Raw genomic sequence first — 21513 nt, 5'->3', positions numbered from 1 at the left:
CTCTAACAAACAGTTCGGCGAAAAGCCGCGATGAGGGATTGAAAATGCGCGTCATGGTCTTGGGTAGCGGCGTTATCGGTACCGCCAGTGCTTACTATCTGGCCCGTGCCGGGTTCGAAGTGGTGGTGGTGGACCGGCAGCCTGCTGCGGCCATGGAAACCAGTTTCGCCAACGCCGGCCAGGTCTCGCCGGGTTACGCCTCGCCGTGGGCTGCGCCGGGCGTGCCGCTCAAGGCGATCAAGTGGCTGCTTCAGCGCCACGCGCCATTGGCGATCAAGGCCACCGCCGACATCGATCAGTACCTGTGGATGGCGCAAATGCTGCGCAACTGCACCGCTAGCCGTTACGCGGTGAACAAGGAGCGCATGGTGCGTCTGTCCGAGTACAGCCGTGACTGCCTCGATGAGTTGCGCGCCGAAACCGGCATTGCGTACGAAGGTCGCAGCCTCGGCACTACCCAGTTGTTCCGGACTCAGGCGCAGCTGGATAACGCCGCCAAGGACATCGCCGTGCTGAAAGAATCCGGCGTGCCGTTTGAACTCCTCGATCGCGCCGGCATTGCCCGCGTCGAGCCGGCTCTGGCAGGCGTGACCGACATTCTCGCCGGTGCGCTGCGTTTGCCCAACGACCAGACCGGCGACTGCCAGATCTTCACCACCCGTCTCGCCGAAATGGCGCGCAAGCTCGGCGTGGAATTCCGTTTCGGCCAGGACATCCAGAAGCTCGACTACGCCGGTGATCGCATCAACGGCGTGTGGATCGACGGCAAGCTGGAAACCGCCGACCGCTACGTGCTGGCACTCGGCAGCTACTCGCCGCAACTGCTCAAGCCGCTGGGCATCAAGGCTCCGGTGTATCCGCTCAAGGGCTACTCGCTGACCGTGCCGATCACCGATCCGGCGATGGCGCCGACTTCAACCATTCTCGACGAGACCTACAAGGTCGCGATCACCCGTTTCGACAACCGCATCCGCGTGGGTGGCATGGCCGAGATCGCCGGTTTCGACCTGTCGCTCAACCCGCGTCGACGCGAAACCCTGGAGATGATCGTCAACGACCTTTATCCTCAGGGCGGCAATCTGGCCGAGGCGAGTTTCTGGACCGGCCTGCGCCCGACCACGCCGGACGGCACGCCGATCGTTGGTGCTACGCCATTCAAGAATCTGTTCCTCAACACCGGTCACGGTACGCTCGGCTGGACCATGGCTTGCGGTTCCGGCCGTTTGCTCGCCGACCTGATGGCGAAGAAAAAGCCCCAGATCAGCGCCGAAGGCCTCGATATTTCCCGTTACGGCAACCAGACCCAGGAGTCCGCAAAACATGTCAATCCAGCGCCAGCTCACCAATGAGCGCATGAGTCAGATCGTCAGCCACAACGGCATCGTGTATCTGGCCGGGCAGGTCGGCGACGACTTCGACGCCGGAATTGAACAGCAGACCCGCGACGTGCTCGCCAATATCGAGCGCCTGCTCGATCTGGCGGGGACGGACAAGCAGCATCTGTTGTCGGCGACGATCTACCTGAACGACATCGACGCCCACTTTGCCGGCATGAACGCAGTGTGGGACCAGTGGCTGCCGAAAGGCGCCGCGCCCGCCCGCGCCACCGTCGAAGCGAAGATGGCCAAGCCGAGCATTCTGGTGGAGATCTCCATCGTCGCCGCGCTGCCATAACGTTTCCGAGATCCCTCTCCCGGCGCTGTTGGCGGTTCACGCCGTCAGTCAGCGCCGGTTTTTCTTTCCATGACCGCCCAGAAGTCTGCCGCCATGCGTCCTGCCCGTGCCCTGATCGATCTTCAAGCCCTGCGTCACAACTACCGAATTGCCCGTGAAGTCACTGGCGCCAAAGCGCTTGCGGTGATCAAGGCGGACGCCTACGGCCATGGCGCGGTGCGTTGCGCCCAGGCACTGGCAGCCGAGGCGGACGGTTTTGCCGTGGCGTGCATCGAAGAGGCACTGGAGTTGCGCGCTGCCGGGATTCGCGCGCCGGTACTGCTCCTGGAAGGCTTCTTCGAGGCAGACGAGCTGGCGTTGATCGTCGAGCATGATTTCTGGTGCGTGGTGCATTCGCTGTGGCAGCTCGAAGCGATCGAGCAGGCGGCGCTGAGCAAACCCATCACGGTGTGGCTCAAGCTCGACTCCGGCATGCACCGGGTCGGCCTGCATCCGAAAGATTACCCAGCGGCGTACCAGCGTCTGCTGGCCAGCGGCAAAGTGGCGAAAATCGTGCTGATGAGCCACTTCGCCCGCGCCGATGAATTGCACGCGCAGAGCAGCGCCGAGCAGGTGGCAGTGTTCGAAGCGGCGCGTCAGGGCTTGGCGGCGGAAGTCAGCCTGCGCAACTCGCCAGCCGTGCTCGGCTGGCCAGAAATCAAAAGCGATTGGGTACGCCCGGGCATCATGCTCTACGGCGCGACCCCGTTCGAAGAAGCCAACGCAGTGGCCGAGCGCCTGCAACCGGTGATGACCCTCGCATCGAAAGTCATCAGCGTGCGTGAACTGCCGGCCGGCGAACCGATTGGCTATGGCGCCAGGTTCATCACCGACAAACCCATGCGCATCGGCGTGGTCGCCATGGGTTACGCTGACGGCTACCCGCGTCAGGCGCCGACCGGCACGCCGGTGCTGGTGGCCGGCAAACGCAGCCGCCTGCTGGGGCGCGTGTCGATGGACATGCTCTGCATCGACCTGACCGATGTGCCGGAAGCCGGCCTCGGTTCCGACGTCGAGTTGTGGGGCAAGAACATCCTTGCCAGCGAGGTGGCGAAGTGGGCCGACACCATCCCTTACCAGATATTCTGCAACCTGCGTCGGGTGCCGAGGCTCTATTCCGAGGGTTGACGCCGCTACGGGGGCCAAGTGTTGTAAATACTGAACGCTGTCGCCATGATAACGCTCAATATTCTTACAACATCAGGAGGCTCCCGCCTTGGACGTCGGTGAACGACTGCAATCGATCCGCAAGCTCAAAGGGCTTTCCCAGCGTGAACTCGCCAAACGCGCGGGCGTCACCAACAGCACCATTTCGATGATCGAAAAGAACAGTGTCAGTCCTTCGATCAGTTCGCTGAGAAAGGTGCTCGGCGGCATTCCCATGTCCATGGTCGAGTTCTTTTCCGAAGAGATCCTGCAGGACCAACCGACCCAGATCGTCTACAAGGCCAACGAGCTGATCGACATCTCCGACGGCGCCGTGACCATGAAACTGGTCGGCCGCGCCCACCCCAGCCGCGCCATCGCCTTCCTCAACGAAATCTACCCGCCGGGCGCCGACACTGGCGAAGAAATGCTCACCCATGAAGGCGAGGAAACCGGGATTCTGGTGGAAGGTCGCCTGGAGCTGGTGGTGGGTCTGGAAACTTTTATCCTCGAAGCTGGCGACAGCTACTATTTTGAAAGTACCAAGCCGCATCGTTTCCGTAATCCGTTCGACGTACCGGCGCGACTAATCAGCGCAGCGACGCCGGCGAATTTCTAAGCAAGAGGCGCCAGACCATTACGGCGAAGGCACCCGGACCGTTCTTCCGATGCGCAACAAGACCCCTCTAACCATGGGGTTGTTTCAGTACAGCGGCCTAGCCGCTATACTTGCGCCGCCTGCGAACCGTGGCCGCAGGCGTGAATAGCCACCATTGAGGGTGAACGCGTGAACCTAATTATGAAAATGCTGGCTGCACCAGCAACCGTACTGGCCCTCTGGGCTGTCAGCGCTCAAGCTGCGACGAATGACGACATCGCCAAACGCATCGAGCCCGTCGGCCAGGTGTGTGTTCAAGGGCAGGAATGCAAGGGTATGGAAGTGGCTGCGACCGCAGGCGGCGGAGGCGGGGCGAAGGCACCTAAAGACGTGATCGCCAAGCATTGCAACGCTTGCCACGGCACGGGCCTGCTCGGCGCGCCGAAGATCGGCGACAAGGCAGCCTGGAAGGAGCGGGCCGATCATCAGGGTGGTCTGGACGGCATCCTTGCCAAGGCCATCACCGGCATCAACGCCATGCCGCCAAAAGGCACCTGCGCCGATTGCTCCGATGAAGAGCTCAAAGGTGCGATCAAAGAGATGTCCGGTCTGTAAGCGACGCTCCTAACGAAAAACCGTCTTCGGACGGTTTTTTTGTGCCTGCAATGTCACTGCATGTTTTTCGTGATGTAGGCGCCGGCAGAATTGAGCACGGCTTTGTAGACGGCATAAGCATCAGTATCTTCGACGGCTATTTGCTCGCAACGCCCTGCGGATATCTGCCTCAGATCACAGCCCGGGATCGACATGATGAGGGGAGAGTGAGTCGCGATGATGAATTGCGCGCCGCCGCGCGACAGCTCCATTATCCGGTTGATAAACACCAATTGCCTTAACGGGGATAACGATGCTTCCGGCTCGTCGAGCACATACAGTCCCTGGGCTTTGAATCGGTGGTGGAAGAGCGCCTCCATTGCTTCACCGTGCGACATGCAATGCAAATCTACGCCACCGTAATAGGTCTTGATTTCAGGATCAAAGCTCGGCTCTGCATCGAGCTTGCGAATCGTAGTGCTCAAGTTGTAGAAGGTTTCTGCTCTGTAGAAAAAAACGTCCTTCTCCCTTCGGTAGCCTTTTGAGAGCGTCAGGGTTTCATACAGTTTCGAGTGGGTGTTCTCGGTCGAGAAATTGAAATTTCTGCCACCGCCTTCTGGATTGCAACCCAACTTGATGGCAATAGCTTCAAGTAAAGTGGATTTTCCAGAGCCATTTTCTCCGATAAACACAGTTATTGAGCTGCTGAATTCAAGCGGAAAGAGGTCATGCAGGAGGTCAGCCGCCGTAAGGTCTGGCTTCAGGCGTATTTGTTGGATAAACAGATCATTCATATCGATGCCCTCTGAAGATTCTGTCGATTGAAACCTTCACGCCGATCATCGCTATCCCGAGTCTTATCGAGCTCGTGCTGGCCATGGTAAAGATTCCGATATAACCGAGACAGGCAATAAGACGCTCGCCAAATAATTCCGGGGTGGCAGCGGCGCTGAAGAAAATCACCGATACCGTCCCCGCCGATATAGCCATTTCCGGCCAGAACGACTGTATGACGCTTGCTTTCTCATACCGATAGCGTGCTCGTACTGTGCCCTTCAAATATCCAAAGCTTCTCACGAGTTGCGCTTTACTTTGCTCGCCGTCGCTGGAAACGTTAAACGCGTTGATAAGCGATTCCTTGTACAAATCTTCCTTCGTCATTTCTGCTGCATATAGCCGCTGGATTACAGGCTTGGCAAATCTTAACTGCACGCACGTCAATACAATAATTGAAGTGATGGGAAGGAAGAAATAGATGTTTTCCCTGAGCAGAATATAGGCAGCGGAAACTGTCAAAATGCAAGAGCCTATGAGATGGATTGCGTCATGAATGACGGAAGCAATTTTCTCAGCATCTTCTTTAATCATTGTCACCCGAGAACATAATTGAGAGGGCCGCTCATCATGCACAATGAAACTGATAAGCACAAAACGAGATCTCGCTTCCATGAGCGTCGCGAAGGAGTTGCCCAGAGTCTGCGTTGAAAGCTTGGTTAAAAAAATAGCGATAAGGACGAAATAAACGTCAGTGCTAATCGCACCGGTGGTGAGAGCCGTCAGGCTTTTGGCGACGACTGATGGTATCAACAATTGACATGCGGCTGCTAACGTGAGGCAAATGACCGAAAGAACAAAAACGGTCAGATTTTTTTGCAGGCATATAAGCATGGGTCAATGCCTCTCGTGCTGTAGTCCATAGCCGCGAATCCGACTACGTCTGTAAGATGCCTCTCTGCTTGAGTAGTAGATGGATATCAGCGACGCCGCAGGACTCAGCACACGCTCAAGATAGATGGCTGAGGCAAAAATGGCACCTATATTGGAATTTCCGGCGCTTAGCAGATGGGCTGAAACTAATAATAGAACCACTATCGCCACCGGATAACATGAGCATGAAATTGATTCGAAAGTCGATGCTTTGAGGCTTGAGCGAAAAGCGAGGCGTTCGATGTTTTTTATATCTAGCTTGGCCCTGTTTGTATAAGGTTTTGCATTATATAAATGCTCACAGATAGCACCGATTGTTACGGTGTTATGCTGTACATACTCATCATATAAGGACCTACTGGCTCTTCGAGTAGCAAGATATACAACGAAAGCATAGAGGAGACCGCTAAGTGGCGCGAGCGCCAAAAGCGGGTGGTAGAAGGCGGTTATGAAAAGCGCAACGGAAATGATGCTGCAGTTCAACGAAATATCAAAATATAGCGAGTGATACAGATACATCGAACCATCGACGTCGCCATCAACCAGTTCGATCCACTGGCCTGGTTTTTGCGTATGCCCGAAGCTTCCGCCAAGTAGGTGATTCAGAATTGCCTTCTTCAGAATAAATCTTGTTTTGGACGCGGTTTTTTGTAGATAAATGTTGGCTGCCAGCTTGAATGGGGGAGTGGCAATAAGAAAGAACGCAGCGCCGGCGAGGGTGTATAAGTACAAGCTGTCGCCTCCCAAAAACAGATTGATTGAGTTGCCAATCAAATAGGGTGATGCGCTTGTTAGAGTCGCAATGCCTACACCAAAGCAGCATAGTATTAGATTATTTTTCATGAATTTAAGAATTCCATTTGGTGGGGAAGGAATGGAAATTCATAATCATGTTCGATTAGCCCTATTGCTCCGATTAACGATCCCACTCGTCCGATCCACAAACCTAAAGGATCAGCAGTCTTTGTTCTAAGTTCACGACTGCTCTGTTCGCTGAGATTGATGACGTTGGACCATAGAAATATTTTTGGGTCATTGAGCGATTCTGGTGAAAGCTTTTTAATGATATTTAGAATTCCATAAGCGCCATGACATAAAGAATCGTTAATAGGGCGCTTTCTTTTTTCTAAATCACAGTAAGAAAATACAGTTTTGGGTGGGCGCTTCTCCAAGAACTCAATCGCCAGTGGTACCCCGTTTTGGGCGAAATAATCTATTGCCAAGTAGTTTCCTGGTAAGCCATGACTCCATGAAAACTCGCCTGCACTTGATGCTGAACGTTTTCTGTAGTCATGCCAATTTTCGATGGTTTCATCATATTGGTCGAGCTCCCAAGATAGAAATCCTAAGAATAAATTATTGACAGAATCGTCCTGTGCAATCAGATCGTTAAAATAGAATAACGAATATGCACACCCCATAATGCCATGGGACAATCCACTCAATAAAGCATCGCTTCTCGTGGTGACTGCATTATCAAATGTCGCTAGTTTGCGGCCGGCTATAGGCGTGAGTTCTGTTTCTAATTTGTCGTATAAGGATTTCGCTAAATCAGAGAAGTGTTTGTCTTTCGTGAGGCTGAAGAGATGAGTTAGTACATTTAAAGTTCCGAACATACCTGATAGAAAGTCCGAGCCCCAAAAGTATTTTTGCCACCAAGGCTCAATGAGTACCTCTTCAACATATCTCTTGTAGAGTTGTAGTAGTTCGTTTTCTCTTTCGTCATCAAAATAGTCTAGGCTTATCAATAGCGGTATAATTGCAGAAGATAAACCGAAGTGAAATCCACCTAAATGCGTACCTTTGTTCGAAAGTTTTTGGATTACTCTGCTGTAACAAGCATTTAGCAGTTCGCTTACCAAGTTTTTATCTATTGCGCTCCTGCGGCTTGTAGCGACCACGCAGCCGTAGAGAATGCCGGACAGTCCATAGTAGAAATCGTCCCCCAACTCTGAGAACTCCATGTAGCCGCCAGGTGATGAATGAAATCCTAGCCAAAGTCCATTAGTAGAAATTTCACTGCCTAACATTTCGTTGATCAACTTCGCATTGATCTCTGATGATGACCTGAGTTTGTTAAGGATCTCATCTACATTTGAATAACGAGGGTCGTTCAGGTCGTCGTGTTGTCTGAATGTGTGGTCCGTCAGTTTATCTCCATGCTCATACATATTTTTCATTGCTAATAAAGTATTCGCAATCAATTTTTCTTCAAATGCAACTCTATTTTTGCTCATGGTTTGGACGTATTGTAGGCTGTTATCTATTCCATTTATATAATCATTGCTATCTAGGTACCCAGAGCCGTCGTATCTTGGTTCAAAGAATTCAAGGGCCCCAGTCAGTCCTTGAGCAAAAGGTACGTCTAAATCCAGGCAAGCGGCGATCTCGGCGTTGAGAAAACCTATGGCAGGGGCGGTGTCATTATTAAGAATGTTCTCCAAAAAGGCCGTACGTTTTTTAGTGCACCGCATCAAGGTCGCATGCAAGGAGCATTGGATAGCGTAATGATATGTGGCAGTCGGCCTCGGGATATACCTATTTCTTCTTCCTCGGAGTGATTCAATAATTTTGAGGATTGAAGCCTGACTACTATTCACAAGGGAAAATAATTTGTTCAAACCTTCAATGATTTCTTTTTCGTAGTCCCACGGCTTTGCCGCTTTTCCATTGATATGCAAAACGTTTTGGTTCGGAAATATTTTCACTCCGTCCATGCCAAACTGGCTCTGTCCACACTCGTCTTCCAAATGTTGATACAGATTTAAGCTGACATATTGCTCCGATAGTCCACCTAATGCGCTCAGGTCTACACCTATACCGTCTGTGCCTTTCCAAGTCCAATTTGGAAGTATGCTTGTTTGGGTGACATTCCAGCGTACTTCTTTTGGAATGGTTTCAATATTAAGAGTGCTGTAGAAAATAGTTTCGAGATCGATTGGAATAGGGCTTGGGCCATGTGCAATCAAATTGTCAGAGGTAATATCGGCGGCCATAAAGGTGGTACAGTACCCCAAAAGAAATCCAGCTCTTTTAAAATAAGATGAAACTTCGGCTTCGCTTTCTGCCTGTGTTTGAGGTGTATGCTCTGACCAACCGTGTTCTTTTTTTACAAGATACCTTGGCAATTTCCAGTTTTCGTAATCATCTCCAGCAGCATTGCTCAAATGCAGCAGTAAATCAGATGCTTCGGCCTCAAGTTCCAAATTTCTCGGTTTATAAACTATCTTGATAGAATCAAAAGAAAGTATGCAAACGGTTCTAGATCCATTGTGAGTTTCGCTGGGTGAAACCTCAACGGAGGAAAGTTTGGAATCGGTCGATATATTAAATTTTTTGTTGATATCTTGTCTGTCTTCGATAAGTGCGAGGATTAACTGTGCCGTGAATTCAATAAAATTTTTTGACAGTTTGGTCAGAACTCGATCCAGTTCGGGGTAGGCGCTAATGATGTCGAGGAGGTAGTTTTTGTTTTCACTAATAAATTTGAAATATGCGGAAGTCTCCATTTTGCTGCAGGTGGTCTTTTCAAATATTATTTTTTCCGTTACTAAGACATTGTTGGCGGCGTTAGTAAGTCTGGCTGCAAGGTTGGTTACAAAGCCATTGATAACAGTTGATTTAAATGTTTCGTCGTTTTCACACGATTTTGGAAATTGTTCTTCGATATGGAAGATGTAATAAGACAGGTAGGGCCAGACCGGGCAGTCAGTAGTGTAGCCGCGTTTAAATGGCATTGTTCCACTTAAAAAATCTTTAGGATTTTTCAATGTTTTATCCTTAACAAGTCAGGGCGGCCACTCGGTTCGAGTGCCGCCAAAATTTTATTTACATGTAGGTCGCGTAGCAGCATCCTTGCCAACACTGTGAACAGCAGCTGGTACACGGTCGCGAACCGCTGCTTGCAGCGCTCAAGTTACTGAACGCTTGAATTGCCAAAGTTGAGATGGGTGCCGTTGAGTTTAAAACGTGTGCTCGGGCACGACGGAGTGCTAAGAAGTCGATTTCCATAGTTGAGCCTTGACGTAAATTAGTGTTTGCCTTGATGGCATAAGTTTTTGACGTGTTACGTTATGAATCCTAACGAGGACGGAAATAACTTCAATTCAGACGCGTCCTGTAGTAGTGCGTGATTAAATTCGGGTCGATGTAGGAAAAATACTGATAAGTTTGTGAGGCGATTCATTGAGCGCGGACAATTCATTGTTATTGCTAAATATTTTTTGTAGGTATTCGCAACCTGGCCTGAGCTTCGGCCTATCGAGAAATTTGCGGTTTTTTCTTTTTAATCGCCTTCCCTCGGAAGTAATTCCCCTTCAATCTCGGTCTACCCCTATCAACGGAACGGGCGGGAGGCTTCAGATGGTGCAGTTGTGTTCGATCGAACAGGCGGTGGACGACGTACTGGCGCGCTTGCCGGCGCACATCCACATGGGCCTGCCGCTGGGGCTGGGCAAGCCGAATCACTTCGTCAACGCGCTGTACCGGCGCATCAAGGATCTGCCCGAGCGGCAGCTGACGATCTACACCGCGCTGTGCCTCGGTCGGCCGAATCTGGGCGATGGCTTGCAGAAGCGCTTTATCGAGCCCTTCGTCGAGCGGGTGTTCGGTGATTATCCGGAGTTCGATTTCCTCGCCGATCTGCAGCGCGACAGCCTGCCCGCCAACATCCGTATCCAGCAGTTCTTCATGCAGCCCGGCAGCCTGCTCAACAGCGCGCCGGCGCAGCAGGATTACGTCAGCAGCAATTACAGTCATGCCGCCCGCGACATCAACGCAGCAGGCCTGAACCTGGTGGCGCAGTTGCTCGCCAGCAACAGCGAACATCCCGATCGGCTGAGCCTGAGTTGCAACCCGGACATCACCCTTGACCTGTTACCGATGATCGCCAAGCGCCGCGAGGCGGGGGAGACCATTGTGCTGGTCGGCCAGGTGCATACGGATCTGCCGTACATGCCCGGCGATGCTGAAGTCGACATCGACACCTTCGATCTGCTGATCGACGAGAAGGACAGCAGCACGCTGTTTTCCACGCCGAATATGCCGGTGGGCTTCCAGGATCATTTCATTGGCTTGCACGCCAGTACGTTGGTGCGCGACGGCGGAACGCTGCAGATTGGTATCGGTTCGATGGGTGACGCGTTGACCGCAGCGCTGCTTGCCCGTCAGGCCGATAACGCCGGCTATCAGGCGTTACTCGATGACATCAACCTCAGCCAATGGGCGCAATTGATCCAGCGCGAGGGCGGCACCGCGCCCTTTGCCAAAGGCCTTTATGGTTGCAGCGAGATGTTCGTCAACGGTCTGCTGGTGCTGGCAGATGCCGGGATCATTCGGCGCAAGGTCTATCCCGATGTGCCGACGCAGGAACAGGCCAACGCCGGCACCCTCGACGAAGCGGCACAACCTGACGGCATCTGCGTGCACGGCGGTTTCTTCCTCGGCCCGCGCAGCTTCTATGAACGGCTGCGCGAGTTGCCGCAAAGCAGGTTGCTAGAATTCAACATGACCCGCATCAGCTACATCAACGAGCTGTATGGGCAGGAAGAACTCAAACGTCTGCAGCGCCTTGATGCGCGCTTCATCAACACCGTGTTCAACATGACGTTGCTGGGTGCGGGTGTCGCGGATCAATTGGAAGACGGACGGGTGCTCAGTGGGGTCGGCGGGCAGTACAACTTCGTGGCGCAGGGACACGCGTTGCACGATGCGCGGTCGATTCTGATTCTGCGCAGCTGGCGCGAGTCCGCCGGCGAGGTCAGTTCCAACATCGTCTGGGAATACGGCCACTGCACGATTCCGCGGCATCTGCGCGACATCGTCGTCACCGAGTACGGCATCGCCGACCTGCGCGGCAAATCCGACGCGGCGGTGATCGAAGCGCTGCTCAACATCAGCGACTCACGTTTTCAGCCAGGGCTCATCGAACAGGCGCAGAATGTCGGCAAGCTGCCGAAGGATTTCCGCATCGATCCACGGTTTGCCGACAACACACCGCAACGCTTGCAGGCGATTGCCGCGCGGCACCCGAACCTGTTTCCGGAGTACCCGCTAGGTTGTGATTTCACCGCGATCGAACGGGATCTGTTGCGCGCGCTGAACTGGCTGAAGAGCAAGTTCAAGCTGAGCGAGATTCTGGAACTGGGCAAGGCAGCGCTGGATGCGCCGGAGGCCTCAACGTTCCCGGAGCATCTTGAGCGGATGCAGCTGACGAATCCGGAGGGGTTGAAGGAAGACCTTTTCCAGCGCCTGCTCCTCACTGGTCTGAAAGCCACCACGCAATAACTGCCCACCCCAGAAGCCGCTGTGGGAGCGAGCCTGCTCGCGAAAGCGGTGTGTCATTCCCTCAACAGGGTGACTGACACAATGCATTCGCGAGCAGGCTCGCTCCCACAGGGGTAACTCGGTGCTGCTGGTTACTCGATGAAGGTAACGACGCCATCCTTCAGCGATTTCACCCGGGCCAGCGACTCGACGCGGTAGCCCTGCGAGTCCAGTTCGGCGCGGCCGCCCTGGAACGACTTCTCGATGACGATGCCCAGACCGGCAACGGTGGCGCCGGCCTGTTTGATGATCGAGATCAGCGCTTGCGAGGCCTTACCGTTGGCGAGGAAGTCGTCGATGATCAGCACGCGGTCGCTGCTGGTCAGGTGGCGCGGGGAGATGGCCACGGTGCTTTCGGTCTTTTTGGTGAACGAGTACACGGTCGCCGAGAGCAGGTTTTCAGTCAGGGTCAGCGACTGTTGCTTGCGGGCGAAGATCACCGGCACGCCGAGGTTCAGACCAGTCATGATCGCTGGGGCGATGCCCGAAGCTTCGATGGTGACGATCTTGGTGATCCCCGAGTCCTTGAACAGCGCGGCGAATTCGTCACCGATCAGCTTCATCAGGGCCGGGTCGATCTGGTGGTTCAGAAAGGCGTCGACTTTCAGGACCTGATCGGAAAGCACGATGCCTTCTTCGCGGATTTTTTTGTGCAGTGCTTCCACAACAGCTTCCTCTGTTGGCGCGATGGGCGCCGAAGGTAGATTAAAAAGTAGTCGATTCTAGCGCTTTAACATCGCGCGTATATCGGCCAATGCGCTATTTCCGCGCACGGCTTTGACTTCAGTCGGGGTGTCGTCGTTGCCTTCCCAGGCCAGATCGTCCGGCGGCAGTTCATCCAGGAAGCGGCTCGGCGCGCAGTCGATGATTTCGCCGTACTGCTTGCGCTTGGCGGCAAAGGTGAACGCCAGGGTCTGGCGGGCACGGGTGATGCCCACATAGGCCAGGCGACGTTCTTCTTCGATGGTGTCGGCTTCGATACTGGAGCGGTGCGGGAGGATTTCCTCTTCCATGCCCATGATGAACACGTAGGGAAATTCCAGCCCTTTGGATGCGTGCAGCGTCATCATCTGCACACCTTCGGCGCCGTCCTCCTCTTCCTGCTGGCGCTCGAGCATGTCGCGCAGCACCAGTTTGCCGATGGCGTCCTCGACGGTCATTTCGCCGTCTTCGTCTTTCTCGAGGGTGTTTTTCAACGCCTCGATCAGGAACCAGACGTTGCCCATGCGGTAATCCGCAGCCTTGTCGCTGGAGCTGTTGGTGCGCAGCCAGTTCTCGTAGTCGATGTCCATGACCATGCTGCGCAGCGCCGAAATCGGATCCTCGCCAGCACACTGCTCGCGGACCTTGTCCATGAAGCGCTTGAAGCGCGCCAGGCGATCGGTGAAGCGGCTGTCGAGATGTTCACCCAGGCCAATTTCGTCGGTGGCGGCGTACATCGAGATTTTGCGTTCGGTGGCGTAGTTGCCGAGTTTTTCCAGGGTGGTCGAACCGATCTCGCGGCGCGGCACGTTGATCACGCGCAGGAAGGCGTTGTCGTCATCGGGATTTACGATCAGGCGGAAGTAGGCCATCAGGTCCTTCACTTCCTGACGGCCGAAGAAGCTGTTGCCGCCGCTCAGGCGATACGGCACCTGATGGTGTTGCAGCTTCAATTCGATCAGCTTGGCCTGATAGTTACCGCGATACAGAATCGCGAAATCGCTGTACGGGCGGTCCGTGCGCAGATGCAGGCTGAGGATTTCCATGGCCACGCGCTCGGCTTCGGCGTCCTCGTTGCGGCAGCGGATCACGCGGATTTCGTCGCCGTGGCCCATCTCGCTCCACAGCTGTTTTTCGAATTCGTGCGGGTTGTTGGAGATCAGCACGTTGGCGCAGCGCAGGATGCGGCTGGTGGAGCGGTAGTTCTGTTCGAGCATGACCACTTTCAAGGACGGATAGTCGTCCTTGAGCAGCATCAGGTTTTCCGGGCGCGCGCCACGCCAGGCATAGATCGACTGGTCATCGTCGCCCACCACGGTGAACTGGTTGCGCTTGCCGATGAGCATCTTCACCAACAGATACTGACTGGCGTTGGTGTCCTGGTATTCGTCGACGAGCAGGTAACGCACCTTGTTCTGCCACTTTTCGAGAATGTCGGCGTGTTCTTCGAAAAGCTTTACCGGCAGCAGGATCAGGTCGTCGAAGTCCACCGCGTTGAACGCCTTGAGCGTGCGCTGATAGTGGGTGTAGACGATGGCGGCGGTCTGCTCTTTGGGATTACGCGCGTTTTCCAGGGCCTGGGCAGGCAGGATCAGGTCGTTTTTCCAGGCGCCGATCATGTTCTTGATCTCGTCGACGCCGTCGTCGCCTGCGTATTCCTTCTGCATGATGTCGGTCATCAGGGCTTTGACGTCGGTCTCGTCGAAGATCGAGAAACCGGGTTTGTAGCCCAGCCGCGCATGCTCCTTGCGGATGATGTTCAGGCCCAGGTTGTGGAAGGTGCAGACGGTCAGGCCGCGACCTTCGCCGGCACGCAACAGGGTGCCGACGCGCTCTTTCATTTCGCGCGCGGCCTTGTTGGTAAAGGTCATGGCGACGATGTACTGGGCGCGGATGCCGCAGTTCTGGATCAGGTGCGCGATCTTGCGCGTGATCACGCTGGTCTTGCCGGAGCCAGCACCGGCGAGCACCAATAGAGGGCCGCCGACGTAGTTCACGGCTTCTTGCTGCCGGGGATTGAGTCGGGACATACGAAAATTCGGGAGTCGTTGACGAAATGGGCCGGCATTTTAACAGGCTCAGCGATTTGTGCTGCTCTGTCCGACTTGTGACGCAACACGCGATTCAGATTTGCCGGTTTTGTTACTTTCACGCAGGATACGCGGGGATTTTGCGGCTAATGTTCTCATTCGTGACACAAAATAACCTTTCACTGCCGTTGTCATCGGACAACGCATTGGTCATTGTTCAGCACACCGGCATAATGCCCCGCCTACATCATTGCAGAGTCTAGGGAGTCAGCTTGTCTACGCCTGTCGAACCCTTGCGTTTGCTGCTACTGGCCGAAGAGCCAGCGTGGACAGCGTTGTTGCGTGAGTGTCTGGCTCCGATGGGGAGCGCGGCGGTGCTGATCAGCGCGCCGAACTGGGATTCGGTCAGCCGCCTGTTCGAGGACAACCGCCACGCGGTGCTGCTGACCCTGCCGGCATTGCAGCCGGCGCCCGGGCGCTGCAGCCTGCCGACCGTTCTGCTGCTGGAGCATGAACCGGCCACCGCGCCGGTCGGGGTCAGCGACTGGCTGGTCTTCGACGCCCTCGACGCTGGCATGCTCCAGCGTTGTCTGCGCCATGTTCGCGAGCGCGGCGTGCTGGAAAACACCCTGCAGCGCCTCGCCGAACAGGATCCGCTGACCGGCATCGCCAATCGCCAGGGTTTCCAGACCCTGCTCACCGCACGTCTTGCCGAAGGCGACGGTCGCGGCCTCGCCCTTGGCCATCTCGATCTCGATAACTTCCGCCATGCCAATGATGCTCTTGGTCATCAGGCTGGCGATCGTCTGATCCTGCAAGTCGTCGCGCGCCTGAAAAGTCAGTTGGAGGCCGGTGATCAACTGGCGCGGCTGGGCAGTGATGAATTTGCTTTGCTGATCGACACCCGCCGCGCGCCGCAACGCGCCGAGTGGATGGCCGAGCGCATTACCGAGGCATTGGCCGAACCTTATTGGGTCGACGGTGAGAGCCTGCTGATCGGCTCCAGCCTCGGCATCGCCCACGCCCGCGCCAACGGCGGTGCCGACCCATTGATGTGGCACGCACACATCGCCATGCAGCAGGCCAAGAGCACGCAGGGCTGCACCTTTCATATCTTCAACGAGCGCATCAACCGCAATGCGCGGAGCATGGCCGACCTCGAAAGCGAACTGCGCCGAGCCCTGCGCCGCGACGAGCTGGAGCTGCATTACCAGCCACGCCTGAATCTTGAGGATGGCCAGATCGTCGGCCTCGAAGCGCTGGTGCGCTGGCGCCATGGGGAACGCGGTCTGCTGCCGCCGAGCGAATTCGTGCCACTGGCCGAACAAAGCGGATTGATCGTGCCGCTGGGTTACTGGGTGATTGCCCGGGCACTGCGGGATATGCAGGCTTTGCGCGAGCAGGGTCTGCCGCCGCTGCACATGGCGATCAACCTGTCGTTCCGGCAGTTTCAGGACAGCCAGTTGCTGCCGACGCTCAGTCGTCTGATTGCCGAGCGTGGCGTGGAAGCACAGTGGCTGGAGTTCGAACTGACCGAAACCGCGGTGATGCGGCGCAGCGATCTGGTCAAGCAGACCATGGACGCGCTCGGCCGCCTCGGCGTGCGCTTCTCGCTGGACGATTTCGGCACCGGTTTTTCTTCGTTCGTGCACCTCAACAGCCTGCCGATCACTTTGCTGAAGATCGACAAGAGTTTTGTCGGCGGCATGGAACAGCGCGAAGAGAACCGCAAACTGGTGCACGCGATGATCAACCTCGCGCACAACCTGCACCTGGAAGTGGTTGCGGAAGGGGTCGAGACGCCGGAGCAGTTGGACTTGTTGCGCGGGTTCGGTTGCGATCAGGTGCAGGGTTATCTGATCAGCCGGCCGTTGCCGCTGGAGGAGCTGGTGGAATACCTGACGTCGGGATCGAGCCAGCAGCCGGCTCTGGAAATCGTCGGCTGATCACCACCCCCTGTAGGAGTGAGCCTGCTCGCGATAGCTTTTCAACAGTCAACATTTGCATTGACTGATATACCGTAATCGCGAGCAGGCTCACTCCTACAGAGGACCTCATTCGGCCTGGGGGATGTTAAAACCTTGAGCTTGCGGCTCGCGCCGAATCATCCGCTGCATCTTCCATTCAAACCCCAGCGTCAGGCTCACTGCCGCGCACGCCAACCCCAGCGCCAGTCCCCACCAGACACCGGTCGGCCCCCAATTGAGGTGGAAAGCCATCCACCACGCCGCCGGCGCGCCGATCAGCCAATAGCAAGCCAGGCCGACCAGGAATGTGGTCTTGGCATCCTTGAGCCCGCGGATACAGCCCATGGCAATCGTCTGCGTGCCGTCGAACAACTCGAACCACGCCGCTACTGCCAGCAGGCTCACCGCCAGACGGATCACCTCGGCAAACGCCGGGTCGTTATGGTCGAGGAACAGGCCGACCAACTGGTTCGGCCACAGCCAGAACACCAGGGCAAAGCCGAGCATCACTACCGCGCCGAAGGCAATGCCGACACGGCCGGACATCCGCGCATCAACCAGTTGCCCGGCGCCATAGTGCTGGCCGACGCGCATGGTGATGGCATAGGACATCCCGGCCGGAACCATGAACGCCACCGAAACGATCTGCAGAGCGATTTGGTGCGCGCCCATTTGCGTGCTGCCCATGGTGCCCATGCACAGTGCAGCGAAAGCGAACAACCCGACCTCCACCGCATAGGTGCCGCCAATCGGCAGGCCCAGGCGCCAGAGTTCTTTCAGGTATTGCCGGTTCGGCCGCGACAGACCGACGCGTAACGGATAAGCGTTATAGGCCGGATGCCGGCGAATGTGCCAGGCCAGCGCCAGTGCCATGCAGTTGGCGACAATCGCCGTGACCAGACCGATGCCGGTCAGACCCAGGTGCGGCAGGCCGAACATGCCGGTGATCAGCGCGTAGTTGAGCAGGAAATTGGCCACCGTGCCGGCGAGGCTGATCACCATCACTGGCGTCGCCCGGCCAATCGCACTGGTGAAACCGCGCAGGGCCATGAAGCTCAGATAACCCGGCAAGGCGAAGGGCAGGGCGATGAGGAATTGCCCGGCGGCGTTGACGTTGGTTTCGGTCTGGCCAAACAGCAGCAACACGGGTTTGAGGTTCCACAACAGCAGCCCGGCGCCGAGCGCCATCAGCCAGGCCAGCCACAGTCCGGCCTGTGTCAGGCGCGCGGCACCGATGATGTCGCCGGCGCCCTGACGGATCGCCACCAGTGTGCCGACCGCTGCAATCACGCCGATGCAGAAAATCGACACGAACGAATAGCTGGCCGCACCGAGGCCGCCACCGGCCAGCGCTTCTGGACTCAAGCGCGCCATCATCAGGGTGTCGGTCAGCACCATCAGCATGTGCGCCAACTGCGAAGCAATCAGCGGCCCCGCCAGCCGCAGAATGGCCCAGAGTTCGGTACGCACAGGATGCCGCATGGTCATCACCACCCAAATATCAAAGGGAACAGAAGAGCGTCGATTCTCGGCGCTTGGCATGCGTTGCACAAAGGGATAAAAAGGATGGGTGGCATGATTAATACTCATCCTGAAACGTCTCGGCCGAACCGGCTGCATCCCGCTACTGGAGCTTTGTGTATGTCCCGACGCCTTCCGCCCCTGTATGCCCTGCGTGCATTCGAAGCGGCAGCGCGACACAGCTCGTTCACCCGCGCGGCGGAAGAATTGTCGATTACCCAGAGCGCGGTCAGTCGGCACATGCGTACCCTCGAAGAACATTTCGCCTGCCGGCTGTTTCATCGCAGCGGCCGCAACTTGCAACTGACCGAATCGGCCCGGCTGCTGTTGCCCGGTATCCGCGAAGGCTTTGCCGCCCTCGAGCGCGCCTGCAACACCTTGCGCGCCGAGGACGACATCCTGCGCATGAAGGCACCCTCAACCCTGACCATGCGTTGGTTGCTGGCGCGGCTGAGCCGCTTCCGCCACTTGCAGCCGGGCAATGAGGTGCAACTGACGAGCGCGTGGATGGACATTGATTCGGTGGATTTCAACAATGAGCCGTTCGATTGCGCCGTGTTGCTCAGCGACGGGCATTTCCCGCCGGACTGGGAGGCGAGCCTGCTGTTTCCCGAAGAATTGATCCCGGTTGGCGCGCCGAACCTTCTCAATGATCAGCCCTGGGACGTGGCGCGCCTGGGCAGCGCCGAACTGTTGCATCCGACCCCGGATCGCCGAGACTGGCGCAGTTGGCTGGAGCGCATGGGGTTATCCGATCAGGTCTCGCTCAAGGGCGGTCAGGTGTTCGACACCCTCGAACTGGGCATGATCGCGGCGGCGCGCGGCTACGGTGTGTCCATGGGTGATTTGCTGATGGTTGCCGAAGACGTCGCGCAAGGGCGCTTGAGTCTGCCGTGGCCGACAGCGGTTGCCAGTGGTCTTGATTATTACCTGGTGTGGCCAAGAACCCGCCCGGGAGGTGAACGTTTGCGCCGCCTCAGCGACTTTCTTCAGAGCGAAGTCCGCGCCATGCAACTCCCGGCAGTGACACGCTTGAGCTGAAACGTTCGAGCCGGCACAATGCCACCACTGCGCCATACCCACGCAATGCGCTCAAGTATTCGGTTTTACCGCCGACTACGAGCATGTGGAACCGTCGTGCCGGTTTCGCGCTACCCCCATTATTAGAATATTTTCCGGGCAATTACCGCGATCAAGGAGGATTCGGTGGCTCGGCCAGGAGCTGTTCATGTCTCAACCTCGTGCTCGGATCGCCTCGCAGTTGGGCCTTGCCCTCGCTGTAATACTGGCGATAGTCATCAGCGGCAGTACGGTGTTCGCCTTGCGTTCGCTGGATTCCGCCAACCTCGCCACCCGTGAAGAGCATCTGGCCAGTGAGGCCCGGCTGCTGGCCGATCAACTGAGTACCTTCCACGGTACGCTGCGCGAAAGCACCCTGCGCTTGAGCGGTCTGTTCGAAAAACGCTTCGGCAGTGGCCTGAGTGTGCACCCCGATCAGCCAGTGACCGTGGCCGGCGTGCAGACCCCGGGCCTGCACCTGGGCAACGAGGTGCTGAACAACAACTTCAAGGAAGTTGACGAGTTCAAGCAGATGACCGCCGGCGTGGCCACGGTATTCGTGCGCAGCGGCGAAGACTTCATTCGCGTCAGCACCAACGTCAGCAAGCAGGACGGCACCCGTGCCATCGGCACCGTGCTCGATCATGCCAACCCGGCCTACGCAAAGTTGATGGCAGGGCAGAGTTATGTCGGCCGCTCGCTGTTGTTCGAGCGCTACTACATGTCGCAGTACACCCCGGTGCGCGACGCGGGCGGCAAGATCATCGCCGTGCTGTACGTCGGCTTCGACTACACCGACGCGCAGAACGCGCAGTTCGCCAATCTCAAGCGCTTCCGCATCGGCCAGACCGGCTCGCTGGCCCTGCTCGACGAGCAGAACAAATGGCTGGTGCCGATTGCCGGCGTAGAAGCGCTGGATCAAGCCGTGCCGACCATCAATAACCTGGTGAAAACCCCGGGCAAGGGCGAGTTCTGGAGCGACAAGGGAGAAGACTTCTACAGCATCGCCGTGCCGTTTGAAGGTGGCCCGTGGTCGGTGGTCGCGAGCATGCCGAAAGCCGAGATCCGCGCGGTGACCTGGAGCGTCGGTACGCAACTGGCGATCGGCAGCCTGCTGGCGATGTTGCTCGCGGTCGGTTCCGTGGTCTGGCTGTTGCGCAGCAAGCTTGCGCCACTGGGCGATCTGGTGCGTCAGGCCGAGGCCTTGGGTGCCGGTGATCTGAGCGTGCGTCTGAACGTATCGAGCCACGACGAAATCGGTCAGCTGTCCCGCGCGTTCAACCAGATGAGCCAGGCGCTGTCGACCATGGTCGAGCACATCCGCCGCGCCTCGGAAGAGGTCAACAGTCGCGCGCAGGCATTGTCCGGTTTGTCCGGTGGTGCTTATGAAGGCATGGAGCAGCAGTCGGGCGAAATCACCAGCATGGCCGGCGCGGTGGAAGAGTTCAGTGCGACGTCGCTGAACATCGCTGACAACATGGGCGCGACTCAGCGCCTGGCACAGGAAAACGCCCAGCAAACACAGATTGGTCGCAGCTCGATGGAAGAAGCGTCGTCGTCGCTGGAGCAGATTGCCGGTGCGCTGAACAGCACCGCCACGGTGATCAACACCCTCGGCCAGCGCTCCCAGGAAATCGGCGGCATTGTTGGCGTGATCACTTCGATCGCCGAGCAGACCAACCTGTTGGCGCTCAACGCTGCGATCGAAGCCGCCCGTGCCGGTGAACAGGGCCGCGGTTTTGCCGTGGTGGCGGACGAAGTGCGCAGCCTCGCCTCGCGTACCCGTCAGGCCACCGACGAAATCTCCAGCATGATTCACAGCATCCAGCAGGAGACCGGCAACGCGATCAGCACCATGGAGCAGGGCAATGTGCTGATGCAGGAAGGCCTGTCGCGTAACGCCAATGTCGCTTCGGCACTGGCACGGATCGATGAGCAGAGCCGTTCGGCAGGCCAGCAGTTTGCTGCTATCACCACCGCCACTCAGGAGCAAAGCAGCACCGCGACGTTGCTGAGCAGCAATCTGCAGAGCATTGCCATGGCCAACAGTGAGCAGCGTGAGGTGGTTTCCAACCTGGCCATCACCGCTAAAGAGCTGGAGAAACTGGCGGCGGATCTGCGATCCGAGGTTGATCGCTTCCGTTGATGTGTC

Annotated in this window: 16 protein-coding genes; 9 read left to right on the top strand and 7 right to left on the bottom strand. The window is 56.7% G+C overall.

Annotated elements, in window-relative coordinates; translation table 11 throughout:
* Nucleotides 1–44: 44 nt before the first annotated feature.
* The 5 genes from dadA (at nt 45) to LIS66_RS26185 (ending at nt 4072) form a co-directional block, all read left to right on the top strand.
* Nucleotides 45–1349, top strand: a complete 1305-nt coding sequence (gene dadA, locus LIS66_RS26205) for a D-amino acid dehydrogenase (RefSeq protein ID WP_042607133.1) — start codon at nt 45–47, stop codon at nt 1347–1349.
* On the top strand, nt 1321–1674 hold the full coding sequence (locus LIS66_RS26200; protein ID WP_042607132.1) for a RidA family protein: 354 nt from the start codon (nt 1321–1323) through the stop codon (nt 1672–1674). Before dadA ends, LIS66_RS26200 begins: the two co-directional genes overlap by 29 nt.
* Before the next feature lie 93 nt (nt 1675–1767).
* Entirely contained in the window at nt 1768–2841 is a 1074-nt protein-coding gene (gene alr, locus LIS66_RS26195) for an alanine racemase (RefSeq protein ID WP_042607131.1), read from the top strand.
* Between the two features lie 88 nt (nt 2842–2929).
* Nucleotides 2930–3478: a cupin domain-containing protein gene (locus LIS66_RS26190; RefSeq protein ID WP_016772566.1), complete on the top strand. Its 549-nt coding sequence runs from the start codon at nt 2930–2932 to the stop codon at nt 3476–3478.
* A 180-nt stretch (nt 3479–3658) separates the two neighbouring features.
* A complete protein-coding gene (locus LIS66_RS26185; RefSeq protein ID WP_042607130.1) occupies nt 3659–4072 on the top strand; it encodes a c-type cytochrome in 414 nt (137 codons plus the stop codon).
* Nucleotides 4073–4125: 53 nt separating this feature from the next.
* Here the strand turns inward: LIS66_RS26185 and LIS66_RS26180 are convergent, their stop codons facing one another.
* The 4 genes from LIS66_RS26180 to lanM are packed head-to-tail and all read right to left on the bottom strand — an operon-like array spanning nt 4126 to nt 9528.
* Entirely contained in the window at nt 4126–4845 is a 720-nt protein-coding gene (locus tag LIS66_RS26180) for an AAA family ATPase (protein ID WP_155400877.1), read from the bottom strand.
* Nucleotides 4838–5719, bottom strand: coding sequence for a hypothetical protein (locus tag LIS66_RS26175; protein ID WP_227973300.1), 882 nt, complete (start codon nt 5717–5719; stop codon nt 4838–4840). Before LIS66_RS26175 ends, LIS66_RS26180 begins: the two co-directional genes overlap by 8 nt.
* Nucleotides 5720–5722: 3 nt before the next feature.
* Nucleotides 5723–6601 (bottom strand): ABC transporter transmembrane domain-containing protein, encoded by an 879-nt coding sequence (locus LIS66_RS26170; RefSeq protein ID WP_042607128.1) that lies wholly within the window; start codon nt 6599–6601, stop codon nt 5723–5725.
* Complete coding sequence (gene lanM, locus LIS66_RS26165) at nt 6598–9528, bottom strand: type 2 lanthipeptide synthetase LanM (protein WP_227973299.1); 2931 nt, start codon at nt 9526–9528, stop codon at nt 6598–6600. Before lanM ends, LIS66_RS26170 begins: the two co-directional genes overlap by 4 nt.
* A 592-nt stretch (nt 9529–10120) precedes the next feature.
* On the opposite strand from lanM, the gene LIS66_RS26160 reads away from it, so the two are divergent.
* Nucleotides 10121–12043, top strand: coding sequence for an acetyl-CoA hydrolase/transferase C-terminal domain-containing protein (locus LIS66_RS26160; protein WP_227973298.1), 1923 nt, complete (start codon nt 10121–10123; stop codon nt 12041–12043).
* A 131-nt stretch (nt 12044–12174) separates the two neighbouring features.
* On the opposite strand, the gene LIS66_RS26155 is transcribed toward LIS66_RS26160, so the two are convergent.
* Nucleotides 12175–12747: a xanthine phosphoribosyltransferase gene (locus tag LIS66_RS26155; RefSeq protein ID WP_042607125.1), complete on the bottom strand. Its 573-nt coding sequence runs from the start codon at nt 12745–12747 to the stop codon at nt 12175–12177.
* A 57-nt stretch (nt 12748–12804) separates the two neighbouring features.
* Nucleotides 12805–14814 carry a DNA helicase Rep gene (gene rep / locus LIS66_RS26150; RefSeq protein WP_016772574.1) on the bottom strand — a complete coding sequence of 670 codons (2010 nt, stop codon included), beginning with the start codon at nt 14812–14814 and terminating at the stop codon, nt 12805–12807.
* A 272-nt stretch (nt 14815–15086) separates the two neighbouring features.
* Between rep and LIS66_RS26145 the strand changes: the two genes are divergently transcribed.
* On the top strand, nt 15087–16760 hold the full coding sequence (locus LIS66_RS26145; protein ID WP_042607124.1) for a putative bifunctional diguanylate cyclase/phosphodiesterase: 1674 nt from the start codon (nt 15087–15089) through the stop codon (nt 16758–16760).
* A 108-nt stretch (nt 16761–16868) separates the two neighbouring features.
* Here LIS66_RS26145 and LIS66_RS26140 read toward each other — a convergent pair whose 3' ends face one another.
* Nucleotides 16869–18263 (bottom strand): NorM family multidrug efflux MATE transporter, encoded by a 1395-nt coding sequence (locus LIS66_RS26140; RefSeq protein WP_042607144.1) that lies wholly within the window; start codon nt 18261–18263, stop codon nt 16869–16871.
* Between the two features lie 159 nt (nt 18264–18422).
* Here LIS66_RS26140 and LIS66_RS26135 point away from each other — a divergent pair, with 159 nt between their 5' ends.
* Both LIS66_RS26135 and LIS66_RS26130 read left to right on the top strand, forming a co-directional pair.
* The gene (locus tag LIS66_RS26135; RefSeq protein ID WP_042607123.1) at nt 18423–19343 is read left to right on the top strand and encodes a LysR substrate-binding domain-containing protein; all 921 of its coding nucleotides are present in this window, start codon (nt 18423–18425) and stop codon (nt 19341–19343) included.
* Between the two features lie 187 nt (nt 19344–19530).
* The gene (locus tag LIS66_RS26130) at nt 19531–21507 is read left to right on the top strand and encodes a methyl-accepting chemotaxis protein (protein ID WP_042607122.1); all 1977 of its coding nucleotides are present in this window, start codon (nt 19531–19533) and stop codon (nt 21505–21507) included.
* Nucleotides 21508–21513 lie beyond the last annotated feature (6 nt).

This window comes from Pseudomonas sp. HN2, assembly GCF_020736465.1.
Lineage (GTDB): Bacteria > Pseudomonadota > Gammaproteobacteria > Pseudomonadales > Pseudomonadaceae > Aquipseudomonas > Aquipseudomonas moraviensis_A.
The sequence above is the reverse complement of the archived record's forward strand: the minus strand, read 5'-3'. Positions and strand labels throughout refer to the sequence as shown.

Bases quoted from the DNA above. Each gene is read 5' to 3' on its own strand.
- LIS66_RS26185 (WP_042607130.1), top strand. From the start codon at position 3,659: ATGAAAATGCTGGCTGCACCAGCAACCGTACTGGCCCTCTGGGCTGTC.
- LIS66_RS26170 (WP_042607128.1), bottom strand. From the start codon at position 6,601: ATGAAAAATAATCTAATACTATGCTGCTTTGGTGTAGGCATTGCGACT.
- LIS66_RS26200 (WP_042607132.1), top strand. From the start codon at position 1,321: ATGTCAATCCAGCGCCAGCTCACCAATGAGCGCATGAGTCAGATCGTC.
- LIS66_RS26130 (WP_042607122.1), top strand. From the start codon at position 19,531: ATGTCTCAACCTCGTGCTCGGATCGCCTCGCAGTTGGGCCTTGCCCTC.
- rep (WP_016772574.1), bottom strand. From the start codon at position 14,814: ATGTCCCGACTCAATCCCCGGCAGCAAGAAGCCGTGAACTACGTCGGC.
- LIS66_RS26140 (WP_042607144.1), bottom strand. From the start codon at position 18,263: ATGCGGCATCCTGTGCGTACCGAACTCTGGGCCATTCTGCGGCTGGCG.
- LIS66_RS26135 (WP_042607123.1), top strand. From the start codon at position 18,423: ATGTCCCGACGCCTTCCGCCCCTGTATGCCCTGCGTGCATTCGAAGCG.
- LIS66_RS26180 (WP_155400877.1), bottom strand. From the start codon at position 4,845: ATGAATGATCTGTTTATCCAACAAATACGCCTGAAGCCAGACCTTACG.
- alr (WP_042607131.1), top strand. From the start codon at position 1,768: ATGCGTCCTGCCCGTGCCCTGATCGATCTTCAAGCCCTGCGTCACAAC.
- dadA (WP_042607133.1), top strand. From the start codon at position 45: ATGCGCGTCATGGTCTTGGGTAGCGGCGTTATCGGTACCGCCAGTGCT.
- LIS66_RS26160 (WP_227973298.1), top strand. From the start codon at position 10,121: ATGGTGCAGTTGTGTTCGATCGAACAGGCGGTGGACGACGTACTGGCG.
- LIS66_RS26175 (WP_227973300.1), bottom strand. From the start codon at position 5,719: ATGCTTATATGCCTGCAAAAAAATCTGACCGTTTTTGTTCTTTCGGTC.